Below are 17,365 nucleotides of genomic sequence, written 5' to 3'. Positions count from 1 at the left end.
AATGGACCACGATCGGCCAAGCTCGGTCCATCCCCCCGCAGCTCGGCATCCGGTCGGCGCGTCGGTGTGGTTGGGTCCCCACCGGGCAGGTCGGCGGCAGTGGCGCCGACCGTGGACAGGGGGGTCTCTGCCCACAAAGCAGGGCCTGTCCAGGAGGTTGCGCGAGATTGCGTGGCCAGTGGTTGTCGCTCGGGGGTGATCGCCGGTGTTTCGGGTGCGGTGTGCGCCTGTGAGACGTGGGCGCTCTCCTTCCCGAGGACGTAGCACTTCTCCCATCCCAGGTCCGGGGCCCCGCCCCGGCCGGAGATGTACGTCCGAGAAGGAGGAAAGTCATGGAGTCCGTGGCTCGTGGCGGCACCAGATGGAAGCGGTTCGCCGTTGTCATGGTGCCGAGCGTTGCTGCCACGGCCGCGATCGGCGTCGCCCTGTCCCAGGGTGCGCTCGCGGCCTCGTTCAACGTGTCCGGTCAGCAGTTCAAGGTCTCGGTCGACCGGCTCGACGGCACCGGGTTCGCGCAGTACGGCGCGCTGGACACCCAGCACGGGGGCAAGAAGATCCCCGTCGCGGTGTCGGCGTTCAAGAGCGCGAAGCTCAAGGGCCTGTGCCAGTCCGTCGTGATCCCGGTTCCGGTCTTCGGCGATGTGTCGCTGAAGCTGACGGCCGGCAACGGCAGCAAGCGGGTTGAGGCCAAGAACCTCTTCATCGATCTCGATCAGCTCAACGCGGACGCCACGTTCCGTGGCATCGACATCGGTGTCGCGGCGGGTGACGCCCACAAGGGTCCCGGCATCAACAAGGGCGACGTGGCCGACCCCGGTTCGTTCGGCCAGCAGTCCGATTCCGCCACGCTGACCGGTGTGAAGCAGACCGCCTGGGCGACCAGCGCGGGCACGTTCAAGCTCTCCGGCCTTTCGATGAAGGTCAGCAAGGGCAAGAACGAGTGCTTCTGATCAGCTGAGCCAAGGGTGGGGGGCCGCGGTGCTGCCCCTCACCCGGGCATCGACCCGCAGCGTGTATGCGCCACGCTAGTACCGCTGTAGAACAACCGCGATCACACCGATCGCCGGCCCCAGGGAGCTGTTTTCAATGAGTGCCGAGTCGCCGGGGGCGAGTGACCGTATCAGCCGCTGGCGGGGGTCCTTCAGGGCATGGCGCTGGCAGCGCCCGTTCTGGGCGGGGCTGTTGAGCCTGCTGGCGGGCGTACCGATCATGTACTTCCCGTACAACGACCTCAACGCGGGTGGATTCACCATCAACATGTCCACCACCGCCGGATCGGCCTCGCTGATCATCGGGGTGCTGTTGGTGGTCCTGGGCCTGACCATGTGGTTCCAGCCCATGGTGCGGGTGTTCGCCGGAGTCGCCACGATCCTGCTCGGTCTGGTGTCGATCCCCGTCTCGAACTTCGGCGGCTTCCTGATGGGATTCCTGCTCGCGCTGTTCGGCGGCGGCATGAGCATCGCCTGGGCACCCGGGGAGACTCCCTCCGCGCAGCCGGCCGAGGGGCCGGGAAACGCGACAGAGGACGACGGGAACGGTGGAGACGTGCCGGAGCCGGCCGGGGCCGGGTCCGCGCCGGACCAGGAAGCCAGGAATGGGAGGCACCGTGCGGGGTGAAGACCGACCCGAGCAGCCGGAGGGAGTGAGCCCACGCCGGGTCAGAACCGGCCCGCGGCACGCGGCACCGAAGAAGTCGGTCCTCACCCGTCTTCAGGTGCCCGCCGGCAAGGCCATAGCGCTGGCCGCCATGCCGACGGCGGTGCTGATGGGCATGGGGCTCACTCCGCAGCTCGCCTCGGCCAACCCCCGGCCCGAGGACCGCTACAAGCCCGGACCGTGTGTGTCCCAGCCGGACGAGGCGGACAAGGACGCCAAGGGCGGCAAGGACGCCTCGGACTCCCAGAGCCAGGACAAGGACTCCAAGGGCAAGGACGCCGAGGACCCCAAGGGTTCGTCCGACAAGGGCTCTAGGGACGGCTCCAAGGGCTCCGAGGAGTCCTCGGGCGGCCGGACCGGGTCCGGGGACGACAAGGCCGCTCCCACGCCGTCTCCGTCCCCCTCCTCCTCCACTCCGTCGTCCGGCTCCGCGGACGAGCGGGAGTCGAAGGAGCCCTCGGCCTCGCCGAGCCCCTCCAAGTCCAAGAACCCCCTGGACCCGCTGGGACTGGGGGACGCGCTCCACGACATCTTCACGCCCGACGACAAGGGCGGGGAGGAGTCGGCCGGGCCGAGCGCCTCGCCGAGCCCGTCCTCCAGCGCCGAGCCCAGCTCGTCGCCGTCCCCGTCGAAGTCCTCCGACAAGCCCACCGATCCGGTCAAGGACACGGTGGACAAGGTGGACAAGGGCGTCAAGGACACCGTGGACGAGGTGGGCAAGACCGTCGACGACGCCAAGGACAAGGCGGACAAGGCGCTTCCCAAGCCCTCCGCGTCCGCCTCGAAGGGCGCGGACGGCAAGGAGCCGTTCCCCTGCCCGAAGTTCGACGCCGACGCCTATGAGAACGCCGAGACCGACCCGACCTCGAGCCTGCTGCCCGAGGACCCCTGGACCCTCAAGAGCACGCTGCTGAGCCTGCACGGCCTGGACTACAAGGGCATCGTGGAGGTCAAGACGCAGGGGGGCCAGATCAAGAAGGTCCTGAAGTTCACCGCCTCGGGCGTGGACATCAAGGATCTCCACCAGCTCGTGGTGGGCCCGGCCGGGACCACCACGCATGTGCAGGCGCGCGAGGGGTCCACCTCGACCATTCGCAACGGCACGGTGACCATGTACACCGAGGAGCTGAAGGGGAACCTCCTGGGGCTCATCCCGATCACCTTCAGCCCCAAGAGCCCGCCGCCGGTGAACATCCCCGAGGTGTTCTTCACCGATGTCACGGTCACGCAGGCCGGTCAGTTCGGTGGCGATCTGACCGTTCCGGGTATGCATCTGTTCAAGACCGGGGAGTGATCCCCGCGACACCACCGACCCGTTCGGGAGCCGCACACCCCTCCGTGAGGAGGGAAACGCCCGTGGGCACCGCCTCCACTCGGAAGGCGGTGCCCACGGTCGCGTTACGGGGCGTTCGGCGACTACTCGCCCGCGCCGCCCAGGTGGTGCACCCGGACCATGTTGGTGGTGCCGGGGACGCCGGGGGGCGAACCGGCGGTCATGATCATGGTGTCACCCTCGGAGTAGCGGCCCAGCTTCAGCAGCTCGGCGTCCACCAGGTCGACCATCGCGTCGGTGTGCTCGACGTACGGCACCACGAAGGACTCCACGCCCCAGCTCAGCGTGAGCTGGTTGCGGGTGGACGCGTCGGTGGTGAAGGCCACGATCGGCTGCTGGGCCCGGTAGCGGGACAGCCGACGGGCGGTGTCGCCGGACTGGGTGAACGCCACCAGCGACTTGGCACCCAGGAAGTCGGCGATCTCGCACGCCGCGCGGGCCACCGAACCGCCCTGGGTGCGCGGCTTCTTGCCCGGCACCAGCGGCTGGAGACCGCGCGAGAGCAGCTCCTGCTCGGCGGCCTGGACGATCCGGGACATCACCTTGACCGTCTCGATCGGGTACGAGCCGACCGAGGACTCGGCGGAGAGCATCACCGCGTCGGCGCCGTCCAGGATCGCGTTGGCGACGTCGGACGCCTCGGCGCGGGTCGGCCGGGAGTTGGTGATCATCGACTCCATCATCTGGGTCGCGACGATCACCGGCTTGGCGTTGCGGCGGCAGAGCTCGATCAGCCGCTTCTGCACCATCGGGACCTTCTCCAGCGGATACTCCACGGCGAGGTCACCACGGGCCACCATCACCCCGTCGAAGGCCGCGACGACCTCGGTCATGTTGGCGACCGCCTGCGGCTTCTCCACCTTGGCGATCACCGGCACCCGGCGGCCCACCTCGTCCATGACCCGGTGGACGTCCCGGACGTCGGCCGCGTCCCGGACGAAGGACAGGGCGACCATGTCGCAGCCCATCCGCAGGGCGAACTTCAGGTCCTCGATGTCCTTCTCGGACAGCGCGGGCACATTGACCGCCGCACCCGGCAGGTTGATCCCCTTGTGGTCGGAGATCACCCCGCCCTCGATGACGATGGTCCGCACCCGCTGGCCCTCGACGGCGGTGACCCGCAGCTCGACATTGCCGTCGTTGATCAGGACCTGGTCGCCCTTGGAGACATCGCCCGGCAGACCCTTGTAGGTGGTGCCGCAGATGGTCCGGTCACCGTCCACGTCCTCGGTGGTGATGATGAACTCATCCCCGCGGACCAGCTCCACCGGTCCGTCCTTGAAGGTCTCCAGACGGATCTTGGGGCCCTGGAGGTCGGCGAGGACGCCGACCGCGTGCCCGGTCTCCTCGGATGCCTTGCGGACGCGGTGGTACCGCTCCTCGTGCTCCGGGTGGCTTCCGTGGCTCATGTTGAACCGGGCCACGTTCATCCCGGCCTCGATCAGGGACTTCAGCTGGTCGTAGGAGTCGACGGCGGGGCCCAGAGTGCAGACGATTTTGGAACGGCGCATGAGGCAGATCCTATCGGGTTTGTTTCGGAGCGGAATATTTCAGTCAAGGGCACAGCGGAGTGGAACCGGAACTAGGCGCTGACCAGGTCAAACGTCTGGCTGGCGATCTCCAGCTCCTCATCGGTGGGCACCACGGCCACCGCGACCCGGCTGGCCTCCGTGGAGATCAGCCGCGCCGTGGCGGAGCGCAGCGCGTTGCGGACGCCGTCCACCTCGATGCCGAACGCGGTGAGGCCGCGCATCGCGGCCTCCCGTACCGCCGCGGAGTTCTCCCCCACACCGGCGGTGAACGCGATGGCGTCCACCCGCCCGAGCACCGCGGTGTACGCGCCCACATACTTCCGCAGTCGGTGGATGTAGATGTCGAAGGCCAGCTGGGCGGCCTGGTCGCCCTCGCCCATCCGGTGGCCGATCTCGCGCATGTCGTTGTCCCCGCACAGCCCGGCCAGCCCGCTGCGCTTGTTGAGCAGCGTGTCGATCTCATCGGTCGACATACCGCCCACCCGGGACAGATGGAAGATCGCCGCCGGGTCGATGTCCCCGGAACGGGTACCCATCACCAGGCCCTCCAACGGGGTCAGCCCCATCGAGGTCTCCACGCACACACCGCCGCGCACCGCCGAGGCGCTGGCCCCGTTGCCCAGGTGCAGCACGATCGTGTTGACCTCCGCGGGCTCCTTGCCCAGCAGCTTCGCGGTGGCCCGGGAGACATACGCGTGCGAGGTGCCGTGGAAGCCGTAGCGCCGCACCCCCCAGCGGTCGGCGGTCTCCACGTCGATCGCGTAGCGCGCCGCCGCCTCCGGGATGGTCGAGTGGAACGCCGTGTCGAAGACCGCGACCTGCGGCAGGTCCGGGCGCAGCGAGCGGGCCACCTTGATCCCGGTGACATTGGCCGGGTTGTGCAGCGGGGCCAGCGGGATCAGCTTCTCGATCTCCTCGACCACCTCGTCGGTGATCAGGACCGGCTCGGTGAACCGGGTGCCGCCGTGCACCACCCGGTGGCCGACCGCCGCCAGCTCGGGCGAGTCGAGGCCCAGCCCCTTGGCGGCCAGCTCGTCGGCCACCTGCTTGAGGGCCGCCGCGTGGTCGGTGACGGGGCCCTCACCGATGCGCTCCACGATGCCGGAGGCCGGACGGGAGCCGTCGGCCATGTCCAGCAGCTGGTACTTCACGGACGAGGAGCCGGAGTTGAGGACGAGGACTCGGGAGCCGTTCACGCGGACTGCGCCTTCTGTGTCGGGGACGTCGTGGATGCCGGAGACGTGGGGGACTGGGCCTGGATGGCGGTGATCGAGACGGTGTTGACGATGTCCTGCACGAGTGCCCCTCGGGACAGGTCGTTCACCGGCTTGCGCAGGCCCTGGAGCACCGGGCCGACCGCGACGGCGCCCGCCGAGCGCTGCACGGCCTTGTAGGTGTTGTTGCCGGTGTTCAGGTCCGGGAAGATCAGCACGGTGGCCTTGCCCGCCACCTCGGAGTCCGGCAGCTTGGTCGCCGCCACCGCGGCGTCCACCGCCGCGTCGTACTGGATCGGGCCCTCGACCAGCAGATCGGGGCGGCGCTCGCGGACCAGCTCGGTCGCCTTGCGGACCTTGTCCACGTCCGCGCCGGAGCCCGAGGTGCCGGTGGAGTACGACAGCATCGCGATCCTCGGCTCCACCCCGAACTGGGCGGCCGTCGTCGCCGACTGGATGGCGATGTCCGCGAGCTGCTCGGCGTCCGGGTCGGGGTTGACCGCGCAGTCGCCGTACACCAGCACCCGGTCGGCCAGGCACATGAAGAACACCGAGGAGACGATCTGGGCGCCCGGCGCGGTCTTGATGATCTCGAAGGCGGGCCGGATGGTGGCGGCGGTGGAGTGCGCCGCGCCCGAGACCATGCCGTCGGCCAGCCCCTCCTGGACCATCAGGGTGCCGAAGTACGAGACGTCGGCCACCACGTCGTACGCCAGCTCGTAGGAGACGCCCTTGTGGGCGCGCAGCTTCGCGTAGCCCTCCGCGAAGCGCTCCCGCAGCGGGGAGGTCTGCGGATCGATGATCTGCGCCTCGGCGAGCTGGATGCCGAGTTCGGCGGCGCGCTTGCGGATCGGATCCTCCTCACCCAGCAGTGTGAGATCGCACACATCGCGGCGGAGCAGTACGTCGGCGGCGCGCAGCACCCGCTCCTCCGCGCCCTCGGGCAGCACCACCCGGCGGCGGTGGGACCGGGACCGCTCGATCAGCTCGCGCTCGAACATCATCGGGGTGACCCGGCCGGAGCGGCCCACCGAGATGCGCTCGGTCAGCGCCGCGGTGTCCACATGCCGCTCGAAGAGGCCCAGCGCGGTCTCCGCCTTGCGCGGCGCGCCCGCGGTGAGCTTGCCCTCGATGGCGAACAGCTCGGCCGCCGTCGGGAAGGACCCGCCCGCCACCGACACCACCGGGGTCCCCGGGGCCAGCCGCGAGGCCAGCGCCAGGATGTCGGGACCCGGTCGCTCGTCCAGGGTGAGCAGCACCCCGGCGATCGGCGGGGCGCCCGCGCTGTGCGCGGCGAGCGCGCCGACGATCAGGTCGGCGCGGTCCCCGGGCGTCACCACCAGGCAGCCCTCGGTCAGCGCGGGCAGGAAGGTCGGCAGCATCGCGCCGCCGAAGACGAAGTCCCGCACGTCCCGGGAGAGCCCGGTGTGATCGCCGAGCAGCACCTCGGCGCCCAGGGTGCGGACGATGTGGGAGACGGTGGGCGCCGACAGCGACCCGTCCTCGGGCAGCACATAGCTGGGGACCGGCAGCTTGGCGGCCAGCCGCTCGGCGATGGCCGCCCGGTCCGCGGGCGCCACCCGGTTGACGACCACCGCGACCACGTCGCAGCCCCGCCCCTCATAGGCGCGGTAGGCGTTGTGGGCCTCGGCGCCGGCCGACTCGGCGGTCTGCTGCTGCCCGCCGACCACCGTGATCACCGAGGCGCCGAACTCATTGGCCAGCCGTGCGTTCAGCCCCAGCTCGTCGGGGAGGCTGGTGGCCGCGTAGTCGCTGCCCAGCACCAGGACGTAGTCATACGCGTCGGCCACCTCGTGGAAGCGGCCGATCAGCTGCGAGACCAGCTCGTCGGTGCCCCGCTCGGCCTGGAGCGTGGCCGCGTCCTCGTAACGCATGCCGAAGACGGACTCCGGAGACTGGCTGAGCCGGTAGCGCGCCTTCAGCAGGTCGAAGAGGCGGTCGGGGTCGTCGTGCACCAGAGGGCGGAAGACGCCGACCCGGTCGACATGGCGGGTCAGGAGCTCCATGACTCCCAGCTCCACCACCTGGCGTCCGTCGCCACGCTCGACTCCGGTCACGTACACGCTGCGTGTCACGCGTGCTCTCCGTTCCTCTGGCGTTCGTCGGTGTTTTCCTTATGTGCGCCCATCGGACACAGATTGGCCACATTGACCGGCCCAGTCCTCTTGACAATACCTGCGACCGTGATTAAGGCGCTTGTCGCTCGGGGGATACAGCACCACCCCGCCCATGAAACAATCGGACTGGCTCACATCTACCCGTAGGGAGCAGGAGACACAGCACGATGCGCATCGGAGTTCTCACCGCAGGCGGCGACTGCCCCGGCCTCAACGCTGTGATCCGGTCGGTGGTGCACCGCGCGGTCGCCGGCCACGGAGACGAGGTGATCGGGTTCGAGGACGGCTTCAAGGGGCTCCTCGACGGCCGTCACCGCAAGCTGGACCTCGACGCCGTCAGCGGCATTCTCGCCCGCGGTGGCACCATCCTGGGCTCCTCCCGGCTGGAGCGGGCCCGGCTGCGCGAGGCGTGCGAGACCTCGAAGGACCACGCCCGCGACTACGGGATAGACGTGCTGATCCCGATCGGCGGCGAGGGCACCCTCACCGCGGCGCGGATGCTCTCCGACGCCGGGCTGCCCATCGTCGGCGTCCCCAAGACGATCGACAACGACATCTCCTCCACCGACCGCACCTTCGGCTTCGACACCGCCGTCGGCGTGGCCACCGAGGCCATGGACCGGCTGAAGACCACCGCCGAATCCCATCAGCGGGTGATGGTCGTCGAGGTCATGGGGCGCCACGCGGGCTGGATCGCGCTGGAGTCCGGGATGGCCGGCGGGGCCCACGGGATCTGCCTGCCGGAGCGGCCCTTCGAGGTCGACGGGCTGGTGAAGATGGTCGAGGAGCGGTTCGCCCGCGGCAAGAAGTTCGCCGTCATCTGCGTCGCCGAGGGCGCGCACCCGGCCGAGGGCTCCATGGAGTACCAGAAGGGCGAGATCGACCAGTACGGCCATGAGCGGTTCACCGGGATCGGCAACCGCCTCGCGGCCGAGCTGGAGCGGCGCCTGGGCAAGGAGGCCCGCCCGGTCATCCTGGGGCATGTGCAGCGCGGCGGCACGCCCACCGCGTACGACCGCGTGCTGGCCACCCGCTTCGGCTGGCACGCCGTCGAGGCGGCACACCGGGGCGACTTCGGCATGATGACCGCGCTGCGCGGCACGGACATCACGATGGTGCCGATCGCCAACGCGGTCACCGAGCTCAAGACCGTGCCGGTGGACCGGATGGACGAGGCCGAGTCGGTCTTCTGATCCGGTACGCCCCCGCTCTCCCCGCCGCCCAGGTCCCGGCCCTCTGATACTGTCCCCGCCTGATCAAGGGGGAACTGGTCAGGGGATGTAAGGAGTTACGGGCGGGATGCGTGGTTTATGGGGCCGTGTGTGGCAGCGCCGCACGCCCCTTGTCGTACTGATGGCGGTCGTGGGGATCGCGGGGGCCGTCCTCGTGACCCGGGACAGCGGCGGCGGCCATCTCGCCGCCAACCGGGCCCAGTTGAGGAAGGCGTGCGACGGCACCCTGCCGTACGGGGACCTCGAACGGCTGGTGCGCGACGAGCGGCCGGGCGAGCTCAGACAGCACGGCACGATGCTCGCCCCCGGCCAGGAGAGCCGCTCGTTGCTGGACTGCTCCCTGTCGTGGGGCGACGGATACGGGGTCACGGTCCACGCCGAGGCGCTGGTCTCCGATGTGCCCGAGGCCGTCGAGACCCGGGACCTCCTGGAACCGGCCGGTGGCCGTGGCACCTTCGTGGCGCCGGGCACCACCGGCCAGTACGGGAAGCGGGGCGCCTGGCTGGTGGCCGACTGCCTGGGCGGGCTCGGCGGCCGGGTCCGGCCCACGACCGATCTCTATGTGGCGGCCCGGGTGACGGACGGGACCGACGGGACTGACGGGACGGACGGGACCGACTCGGCGGACGAGCCCGACAAGGCCGACGAGGCGACGGCGGCGAACGGCAAGCCGGACCGCGCCACCGCGCTCCTCGGCTTCCGTACCGCCGTGCACGTGGCCAACGCCCTCACCAAGGCCCAGCACTGCGGCTCCGGCCCGCTCACGACGCCCACCGCCGTGGTGGACACGGACGAGACCCATGGCGCGCCCGGCCAGGGCCTGCGTAAATGCGAGTGGATCGACGGCTCCTCGCTCCCCGGTGTCGCCCCCGGGTCCTGGACCACCCTCGGCGATCTCCAGGACTCCACCGGCCTGAGCGCCTGCGCCGGGGAGTGGGACGCGGAGAAGAACGCCGGTGAGCGCCCGCGCCCGAAGCAGTGGCAGGTCACCGAGGTCGAGGCGGCCAGTTGGTCGGGGATCCTCGGCCGCTCGGCGTACGACTCCTACGAACGCGAGGGCCATGTGCCCGGGTGGGGAGCGGAGGACGACAAGCGCCCCTCCGAGGCCGGTTCCGAGACGGACTCCGAGGCGGACCCGGGCGCTGACACCCGGCAGGAGGACCGTGTCTCCTCCTACGCCGGACGGCCCCAACTCGCCCTGTGGGCACGGTCGGTGTGCGGCGGCCGCACCACCTACCACCGGGTGTCCGTCCTCCCCGAGATCCGGCTCGAGGACGGCGAGACGGCCGTCATCGGCGGCAAGGACCGCGCCAGGCTGTCCACCGCCGCGCGTACGGTCCTGGACCGCTATCTCGACGCCGACGACGGCTGGCCCGCGTCCGCGAAGTGCCGCGACACCAAGGTGCTCGGGGAGGTGGAGCAGTGGCACTGACCCGACCCACACTCACCCCGCTCACCCGGCTCACCCGGCGTCAGGTCCGTGCCCTGGTGGCCGTCGCGGTGGCGCTGGCCGCCCTCACCGGAGCGTTCGTCTGGTTCGTGGGCAGCGCGGACCGGGCGCTGGCGGGGGCCTGCGACGGGGTGCTCCCGGTGGGCGAGGTCCGCTCGGTGCTCGGCGACGACACCGAACTGGACGTGACCAACCGCACCGAGGGCTCCTTCGGAGAGAAGGCCGCCAAGAAGGAGAAGAACGGCGCCGGGCGGGCCAACTCCCTCTCCGTCCGCTGCCGGATCACCGCCGAGGACACCGGCCATATCGCCGTCTCCATCGCGGGCTCGCCCCGCCCCCGCGCCGAGTACGGATACGACGACCTCTACACCGCGGTACCCGCCCGCCGCACGCTCCCCGTTCCCCTCGGCCACGGCTGGTCCGGCCTGTTCGCCACCGACACCGCACGGCTGGACGATTCCGAGGACGGCACGGCCACCACCGCCATAACTCTCGACTGCGCCCGGCGCGGCGACAGTCTGCTGATCACCGTCGAGACCGCGCTGCGCGGGGCCGCCACCCTCGACGACCCCGCCGTGCGCCCCGACTTCGTCCGCACCGCCACCGCCACCGCCGAGGCGGCCAACGACCACTGGGGCTGCGGCGCGCGCCTGGGCAAGCCGGTCCGCACCGTCGGCCTGCCGGTGAACGAGGACGAGTACGAACCGCTGCTCGGCGCCAAGGGCACCTGCGCGGCCGTCCCCACCGCCTCGCGCTCCGCCGTCTCCACCGCCCGCGAGACCGCCCGCGACCGCGCACCGCGCGAAGCTTGCGTCCTCGGCACCCGGGACGGCTCACCGCTCTACCGGCTGGAGGCGTACTACGGCCCCTACGCGGAGGACGCCCGCTCCCAGTACACCCGGGACTACGACTACGAGAACGTGACCCCCGCCGAGAAGCCCGCCGGGCGGCTCGGCCGGAGCGCCTACTGGGCCGGTGCCGCCTGCCCGCGCGGCGCCGAGTCCGCCCTCTACCTCATCCGCGCCGACGCCGCCGACGGCGAGACCCGCCGACGGCCCGACCTCGCCTACGAACGCGCCGCCCTGGCGGCTTTCGCCGCCGCCTCGGCCAGACACCACGGCTGCGCCGCGCCGAGCCTGCCCGGCGGCTGAGGCCGGTCAGGCAGGCGGGAGGGGCGGCGGGACGTCGTGGAGGTTCTGCAGCTCCTCCTGGGCTTTCTGCCGTTGCCTCGTGTCGCAGAGCTCATCGGCGGCTATGGCTTCCAGGAGCGTCCGGGCCCGCTCGTGATGGGCCCGGCCGATTCCACCGATCCGGGCGGACGCGCGGACGCGGTACTGCGCGGGACACGATTCATCGCAGGCGATGGTCAGTAGCCCGTCCAGCACCGATTCCAGTGCCTTGGGGTCGATCCTGGCGAGGTGGTCCGCCACCTCCAGCCGTGCCTCCGCGTCGTTGGCCTCGGTGAAACGGACCTCCAAGTGGCGAATGACCTCCGCGCGCGCCGACGAACCGCCCACCTCGGCCAGCGCTTGCGCGAACCATGGGTAGTCCGACCCCACACCGGTGGCGGCGGCCAGCCGTGAGCGCAGCAGCCGGTCCGCTGCCTCGCGTTGTCCCGGGTCGATTTCGATCGCGGTGGTCAGTGTCCACTGCACATAGATCGGTTCTGTCTCCTGGGCAGCGTGTCGCAGCAGGTTCTCGACGACACGGGACTGCGCGTGCGGCGCCAGCCGGACGAGGGATTTGGCGGCATCGCAGCGCTCGAGAGGACGAAGGAACGGGGAGTCGAACAGCCGGGTGAAAGCAGCCTCCGCCTCCTGGGCGCGGTCCGGGGCGAGCAGCGCCAACGTCTCAGACAGTTCCCACGCTTCCCGGAGGGTAGTGTCCGGGGACGTGACCCGGCGGGACAGCATCTCCACGGCCTGCATGCGGTGGCCGTCGCTGAGCTTCCCGAGGTGGCCCGCGGCCGCCGCCCGGTCGCGAGAGCTCACGCCCGGAGCATTCAGGGCGTTTTCCAGGAGAGGAATGAGTAGTTCGGTGTTCTGTGGGTCCATGTCGCTCAGGCTCGAGGCCGCGTTGAGCCGGTCGTCCCAGTCGTGGGCGGGATCCGTCGCGATGGCGGTCAGCAGGGCCAGACAGCGATCCCTGGTCCGGGGCGCGAGCTCGGCGGACTTCACGACCGCGAGGATCTTGTACCCCACACCGCAGTGCGGGGACTCGGCCAGCCGGTACAGCTCGTCGGCCACCTCGGTCCGGTGGGCGGCGTCGAGGTCGGCGAGCCGCTCCGCCGCGTCCATACGGTCGCCCACGTCGAGACGGGAATTGCGCACCAGGTCCCAGAGCGCGGCCACGGCCGGTTCGACCCGGTCCAGCGCGATCTCCGCCAGCGTCTGGGCCGCCTTGGCCCGGTAGCGGGCGTCGGTCCGGCGCGACGTCACCAGGTCCTCGAGATGCTCGATGGACCGGGGCCTGCGGTCGGGGTCCAGCATGGCGATGATGCGCAGCAGATTAATCCGTTCGGAGACGCCGGTGGCCGAGTCCTCGGCCGACGTTTCGAGGGCGGCGAGCGCCGCGGGGCACGACGCGGGCGAGAGCTTGGCCAGGGATTCCCCCAGAGACACACGCTCATATGCCGTGACACCGGGGGCCCACATGAGCTCGTTCAGGCATTCCTGCGCCTGCGCCGGACGGTCCCCTCCCAAACTTCCCAGGGCTTCCGCCGCCGCACGGCGTTCGGAGAGGGCGATCCGGTCGTCACGGATCGTCGTCAGCAACGCCTCGGCGGCCCGGTCGCGCGAGGGGTGCCGGGTCCTGGCGACCGCGGTGGCCGCGCGCACCCGGTCCATGTCCGGGAGGTGCGGGTCGTCGATGACCGTCCACAGGTACTCCACCGCCGTCTCCGCCATGGGCCCGCTCCGCTCGGTGAGCAGTTGGGCGGCGATGACGCGTCCGGTGATGGCGGCCGTGTCGTCCCCCATGACCTGGGCGAGCGTCGCGGAGACCTCGGGGTCGCCCAGGAGCGCGGTCGTGGTGAGCAGGTCGTCCTGTTCGTCCGCCGGCCGGACCAGCATCCGCCGGAGCATCGCGCAGAACGTCGTGAGCACCGGCCCGCCGGCCCGCGCCCCGCGCAGCAGCAACTCACCGACCAGCGCCTGATGGTGGTCGGTCCGCTGCTGGAGCCACGGGAGGAGGGCGCTGTCCGGGTGGTTGTGGGTGTGCCGGACCAGGACGAGCCGGGCGACCTCCTCCTGGCCCGTTCCGTTGAAGACATGGCGGAGCCAGGTCCGCCAGACCTCCGCCTCCGGGTCGAACGTGCCCGGCAGCTCCGCCTCGTGGACCTCCGCCGCCAGGTGCTCGGCGAACGACAGGTGCCAGAAGCGGATGTTGTCCCCGTCCCGGGTGACCAGACCTGTGTACTCCGCGAGCGCGAACAGGGTCTTGTGCCATCGGGGAGTGAGCGGAATGGCCACGTCCAGCTCCTCGGCGAGCTGTCGTATCCAGGTCTCGGCGTGACTCAGCAGGTCCGTCTCGCCCTGGGAGGCCGCCACGGCGAGCCGCTTGCCCAGCTCGGATCGGTGCTGCCGGATCCCGTCCACCAGCCGTTCGCTGTTCCGCAGCTCCTCCAGCCGGGTCAGCAGGTCTTCCTTCACCCGCTTGCCGCGCCCCTCCGCCAGATGCGTCAGGAACTCCTCGTACAGGTCGAAGCGCTGCTTGGGCAGCGGCTTGTCCGGGGACTTCTCGAAGACGATCGCGGCGATGGTGGCGAGCAGCGGCACCTTGGCCACGTCCAGCAGGTGCCCCTCGCGCAGCTGGGCCAGGAACCGCTTCGCCTGCCCGGGGACCGGGGCGTCGTGGAACCACCCCGCCGCGAAGCGCTCCAGGCCGTCCGCGGTGAACGGCTCCAGCGTGTAGTGCGCCATGCCCGCGCGGATCAGCTTGTGGCGGTCGGCCGGGGTCGGCGGGCGACTGGTCAGGATCAGCCGGAACGGCAGATCGCGCGGCGGGCCCAGGATGCCGTCCACCCAGTCCACCAGCCGGTCCCGGGCCCCGATGTCGGAGACCTCGTCGAGCGCGTCGATGAGGATCACCCACCGCCCGTCCGGGGCGGGCCGGTCCGGGAGCCGGTCGAGACCGGCGGGGAGCATGCCCTTCTCGACCGAGGCGGCGATCGCCTCCTGCCAGGGCCGGTGGCTGAGCGCGTGCGGGGCGAGGCGCTTGGCCGTGACGCGGATCGGCACCGCGTCCTTGGGCAGCTCCCCGGGCAGCTGGCTGATGAGCGACGACTTGCCCATGCCGGGGCCGCCGGTGATCAGCAGATGCTCCGGCGACTCCAGGACGGACTTCAGGGACTGGGACACCCGGCGGTCCTGCTTGCCCTCCAGGGCCGGGGCACCGGCCTCGGCCCGCCGCTCCTCGCGCTCCCGCGACCGGGACCATTCACCGGGCCGGGACGGCTCCGCCATGCCGTCGCCGTGGTGCTCGGCGTCCAGGCCCTGGGCGGTCATCTGCTGGCGTACGTAGACCTCGGTGAAGCGGGGGCGGCGGAACCCCTCCAGGAGGTCCTCGTACGGGAAGCTGGCCGCCTCGTTCTTCTGGGCCTCGATCAGCCGGTCCAGGTCGTACCGGCTCAGCCGCCCGGCGGGCGCGGCGCCCTCGACGGCGGCGGGGGAGGCCGGGGGCAGCTCGGGGACGTAAGCGCGGTTGCGCACCAGGGCCACCCGGTCGCCCTGGTCGGTGGCCAGCTTGTGCGGCTTGGCCAGGCCCTTGTGGGCGGCGGCCCGCCGGACCCCCTGGTAGAGGTCGTCGACGGTGAGCAGCTCCGGCCCGCCCGCCACGCCCCCTTCGATCAGTGCCAGCAGCTCACCGGTGAAGTCGGTCAGCTCCGCGCCCGGCCGGGCGTACGACCGGGAGCCGGCCCCGGAGGAGGTGAGGACGTACGCGCCCTCGATCTCGGCCTCGTCGTGGAGGTCCGACGGGCCCATGGCGACGGCGGCCTGACCGCTGTAGCAACAGTCGAGGACGACCACCTTGCGCCGGGCCAGCCGCGGCCGCTGGACCTTCCTCCGTACCTCCTTGTAGCGCAGGGCCCAGTGCAGCCGGGCATCGCCGTCGGCGGCCGGGAGTGCCAGACAGAGCCGGTCCGAGGCGTCCGTGGCCTGTGTGTCGAGCAGTCCATGACCGGCGTAGTAGACGAAGAGGGTGTCCTTCGCCTCGTCGGCCGCCTGCCCGATTTCTTCGATCACCTGTTGCGCCAGGTGCGGTTGGAGGATCTTCCGGCAGTGCTCCTTGGGGAGCCCCCACAGCTCGGGGTCGGTCAGCGCGTCGTACAGCCGGTTGATGTTGTTCTCGATGGTGGGCAGGTCGTCGAGGTGCTCGAAGGCGTGGACGCCGATCAGCACCGCCCGTGAGGTGGCCGGGTCCGGCAGCCGCACGGCCTCAGCCCTCCGCACCGGAGTCGCCCTCCGCACCGGGGTCGGGGGTGTGCAGGGCCTCCAGCAGCCGGCGCACCGCCTCCGGGTCGTCCGTCCGCACGGTGACCGTCACCCCGTTCGCCTGGGCGTTCAGCGGGGGCGCGGACGGGTGGTTCTGCCGCCATGCGGCCAGGGCCAGCGCGAGGTTGGCCAGCGCGGTGGCGTGGGTGAGCACGACGTTCACCACGTCCCAGGCGCCGCCCATGGCGCCTTCCTCCGGTGCCGCCTCCCGCAGCTCGACCTCGGTCGTCCGCTCCAGCGCGTCGTCCCCGTAGAGCCACCGGTACAGCGACAGCAGCGCCTCGCCGTCGTCGCCCTGGTCCTCGGTCCGGTCCTCTGTGTCGATGCGGAACTCCACCTGCGCCCCCTCGCCCGTCCAACTCCCCTGCCACCACAGGTCGTAGCAGCGGATTTTCTCACGGATCCGTCATCCCTTGACGGCGCCGCCCAGGGCGAAGCCGCCGCCCAGGCGGCGGGAGATCAGCACGTAGAGCAGGAGCACGGGCGTGGAGTAGAGGATCGAGAACGCGGCGAGCTGGCCGTAGACGACCTGGCCGTAGTTGCCGAAGAAGGTGAAGATCGAGACGGACGCGGGGAGTTGTTCGGGGGAGAGCAGGAGCATGAAGGGGACGAAGAAGTTGCCCCACATCATGATGAAGCTGTAGATCATCACGACCGTGATGCCCGGGCCCATCAGCGGCAGGATCACCCGGGTCAGGCTCTGCAGCCAGGACGCACCGTCGGTCCATGCCGCCTCCTCCAGGATCACCGGCACGCCGTCCATGAAGTTCTTCATCAGCCAGATGGCGAACGGGAGTTGGGAGGCGGCGAGGAAGAGGGCCGTGCCGGACATGGTGTCGATGAGGTCCACCTGGACGAAGAGTCCGTAGACCGGAACCATGATCGCGGTGATCGGCAGACAGGTGGTGAAGAGCACCGTCAGCAGGTACGGGCGCACGACGCGGGAGCGGAAGCGGGAGAGGGGGTAGGCGGCGAGGGCCGCGCAGGCGACGGTCAGGATGGTGGCGCCGCCGCACAGGAGCAGGCTGTTGAGCATCGGCGTGAAGGTGATCTCGTCCGTCCACACCGCGGAGAAGTTGTCCAGCGTGGGCGAGCCGGGCGCCGAGACCCGCAGGGTGGCATCGTTGTCGACGGAGGCCAGGACCAGCCAGGCGAGCGGCAGCAGGAACGCGGCGGCGATGAGCAGCAGCGCGGCGTCGGCGGCCAGCCGGCGGCGCAGCCGAGGGGACCAGCGGGGGCGGTTACGGCTCTTGGCGGAGCGGGGCCAGGGGCGGGCGGGGCGGGCGGAGAGCGCGGACAACCTCGGACCTCCTCGCGC

12 protein-coding genes are annotated in these 17,365 nt (G+C 70.9%); 6 read left to right on the top strand and 6 right to left on the bottom strand.

What is annotated here, in order from left to right; translation table 11 throughout:
* The first annotated feature begins 332 nt into the window (after positions 1–332).
* The 3 genes from ACZ6TD_RS16770 (at position 333) to ACZ6TD_RS16760 (ending at position 2,950) form a co-directional block, all read left to right on the top strand.
* Positions 333–950, top strand: a complete 618-nt coding sequence (locus tag ACZ6TD_RS16770) for a DUF6230 family protein (protein ID WP_471354801.1) — start codon at positions 333–335, stop codon at positions 948–950.
* Positions 951–1,086: 136 nt separating this feature from the next.
* Entirely contained in the window at positions 1,087–1,617 is a 531-nt protein-coding gene (locus tag ACZ6TD_RS16765) for a DUF6114 domain-containing protein (protein ID WP_471354799.1), read from the top strand.
* On the top strand, positions 1,595–2,950 hold the full coding sequence (locus tag ACZ6TD_RS16760; RefSeq protein WP_471354797.1) for a hydrogenase expression protein HypF: 1,356 nt from the start codon (positions 1,595–1,597) through the stop codon (positions 2,948–2,950). The genes ACZ6TD_RS16765 and ACZ6TD_RS16760 overlap by 23 nt, the downstream gene beginning before the upstream one ends.
* Positions 2,951–3,072: 122 nt before the next feature.
* On the opposite strand, the gene pyk is transcribed toward ACZ6TD_RS16760, so the two are convergent.
* The 3 genes from pyk to pta all read right to left on the bottom strand — a co-directional run bounded on the left by pyk (position 3,073) and on the right by pta (position 7,831).
* On the bottom strand, positions 3,073–4,500 hold the full coding sequence (pyk, locus tag ACZ6TD_RS16755) for a pyruvate kinase (RefSeq protein WP_471354795.1): 1,428 nt from the start codon (positions 4,498–4,500) through the stop codon (positions 3,073–3,075).
* A gap of 71 nt (positions 4,501–4,571) precedes the next feature.
* The gene (locus tag ACZ6TD_RS16750; protein WP_471354793.1) at positions 4,572–5,717 is read right to left on the bottom strand and encodes an acetate kinase; all 1,146 of its coding nucleotides are present in this window, start codon (positions 5,715–5,717) and stop codon (positions 4,572–4,574) included.
* The gene (pta, locus tag ACZ6TD_RS16745) at positions 5,714–7,831 is read right to left on the bottom strand and encodes a phosphate acetyltransferase (protein ID WP_471354791.1); all 2,118 of its coding nucleotides are present in this window, start codon (positions 7,829–7,831) and stop codon (positions 5,714–5,716) included. Before pta ends, ACZ6TD_RS16750 begins: the two co-directional genes overlap by 4 nt.
* Before the next feature lie 209 nt (positions 7,832–8,040).
* Here pta and ACZ6TD_RS16740 point away from each other — a divergent pair, with 209 nt between their 5' ends.
* From ACZ6TD_RS16740 to ACZ6TD_RS16730, 3 genes are all read left to right on the top strand, one after another.
* Positions 8,041–9,066, top strand: coding sequence for a 6-phosphofructokinase (locus tag ACZ6TD_RS16740; protein WP_020868358.1), 1,026 nt, complete (start codon positions 8,041–8,043; stop codon positions 9,064–9,066).
* Between the two features lie 106 nt (positions 9,067–9,172).
* Positions 9,173–10,537 (top strand): hypothetical protein, encoded by a 1,365-nt coding sequence (locus ACZ6TD_RS16735; protein ID WP_471354789.1) that lies wholly within the window; start codon positions 9,173–9,175, stop codon positions 10,535–10,537.
* Positions 10,528–11,706, top strand: a complete 1,179-nt coding sequence (locus ACZ6TD_RS16730; RefSeq protein ID WP_471354787.1) for a hypothetical protein — start codon at positions 10,528–10,530, stop codon at positions 11,704–11,706. Before ACZ6TD_RS16735 ends, ACZ6TD_RS16730 begins: the two co-directional genes overlap by 10 nt.
* A gap of 6 nt (positions 11,707–11,712) precedes the next feature.
* Here ACZ6TD_RS16730 and ACZ6TD_RS16725 read toward each other — a convergent pair whose 3' ends face one another.
* The 3 genes from ACZ6TD_RS16725 to ACZ6TD_RS16715 all read right to left on the bottom strand — a co-directional run bounded on the left by ACZ6TD_RS16725 (position 11,713) and on the right by ACZ6TD_RS16715 (position 17,266).
* Positions 11,713–16,005: a caspase, EACC1-associated type gene (locus ACZ6TD_RS16725; protein WP_471354785.1), complete on the bottom strand. Its 4,293-nt coding sequence runs from the start codon at positions 16,003–16,005 to the stop codon at positions 11,713–11,715.
* Entirely contained in the window at positions 15,992–16,384 is a 393-nt protein-coding gene (locus ACZ6TD_RS16720) for an effector-associated constant component EACC1 (protein ID WP_471354783.1), read from the bottom strand. Before ACZ6TD_RS16720 ends, ACZ6TD_RS16725 begins: the two co-directional genes overlap by 14 nt.
* A gap of 69 nt (positions 16,385–16,453) precedes the next feature.
* The gene (locus ACZ6TD_RS16715) at positions 16,454–17,266 is read right to left on the bottom strand and encodes a carbohydrate ABC transporter permease (protein WP_471357802.1); all 813 of its coding nucleotides are present in this window, start codon (positions 17,264–17,266) and stop codon (positions 16,454–16,456) included.
* Positions 17,267–17,365: the final 99 nt, after the last annotated feature.

It is taken from the genome of Streptomyces yongxingensis (genome assembly GCF_055597465.1).
This window is presented reverse-complemented; position numbering and strand designations above follow the sequence as displayed.

Excerpts from the sequence above, each read along its gene's own strand:
- ACZ6TD_RS16770 (WP_471354801.1), top strand. The coding sequence starts at position 333 with ATGGAGTCCGTGGCTCGTGGCGGCACCAGATGGAAGCGGTTCGCCGTT.
- ACZ6TD_RS16765 (WP_471354799.1), top strand. The coding sequence starts at position 1,087 with ATGAGTGCCGAGTCGCCGGGGGCGAGTGACCGTATCAGCCGCTGGCGG.
- ACZ6TD_RS16760 (WP_471354797.1), top strand. The coding sequence starts at position 1,595 with ATGGGAGGCACCGTGCGGGGTGAAGACCGACCCGAGCAGCCGGAGGGA.
- pyk (WP_471354795.1), bottom strand. The coding sequence starts at position 4,500 with ATGCGCCGTTCCAAAATCGTCTGCACTCTGGGCCCCGCCGTCGACTCC.
- ACZ6TD_RS16740 (WP_020868358.1), top strand. The coding sequence starts at position 8,041 with ATGCGCATCGGAGTTCTCACCGCAGGCGGCGACTGCCCCGGCCTCAAC.
- ACZ6TD_RS16735 (WP_471354789.1), top strand. The coding sequence starts at position 9,173 with ATGCGTGGTTTATGGGGCCGTGTGTGGCAGCGCCGCACGCCCCTTGTC.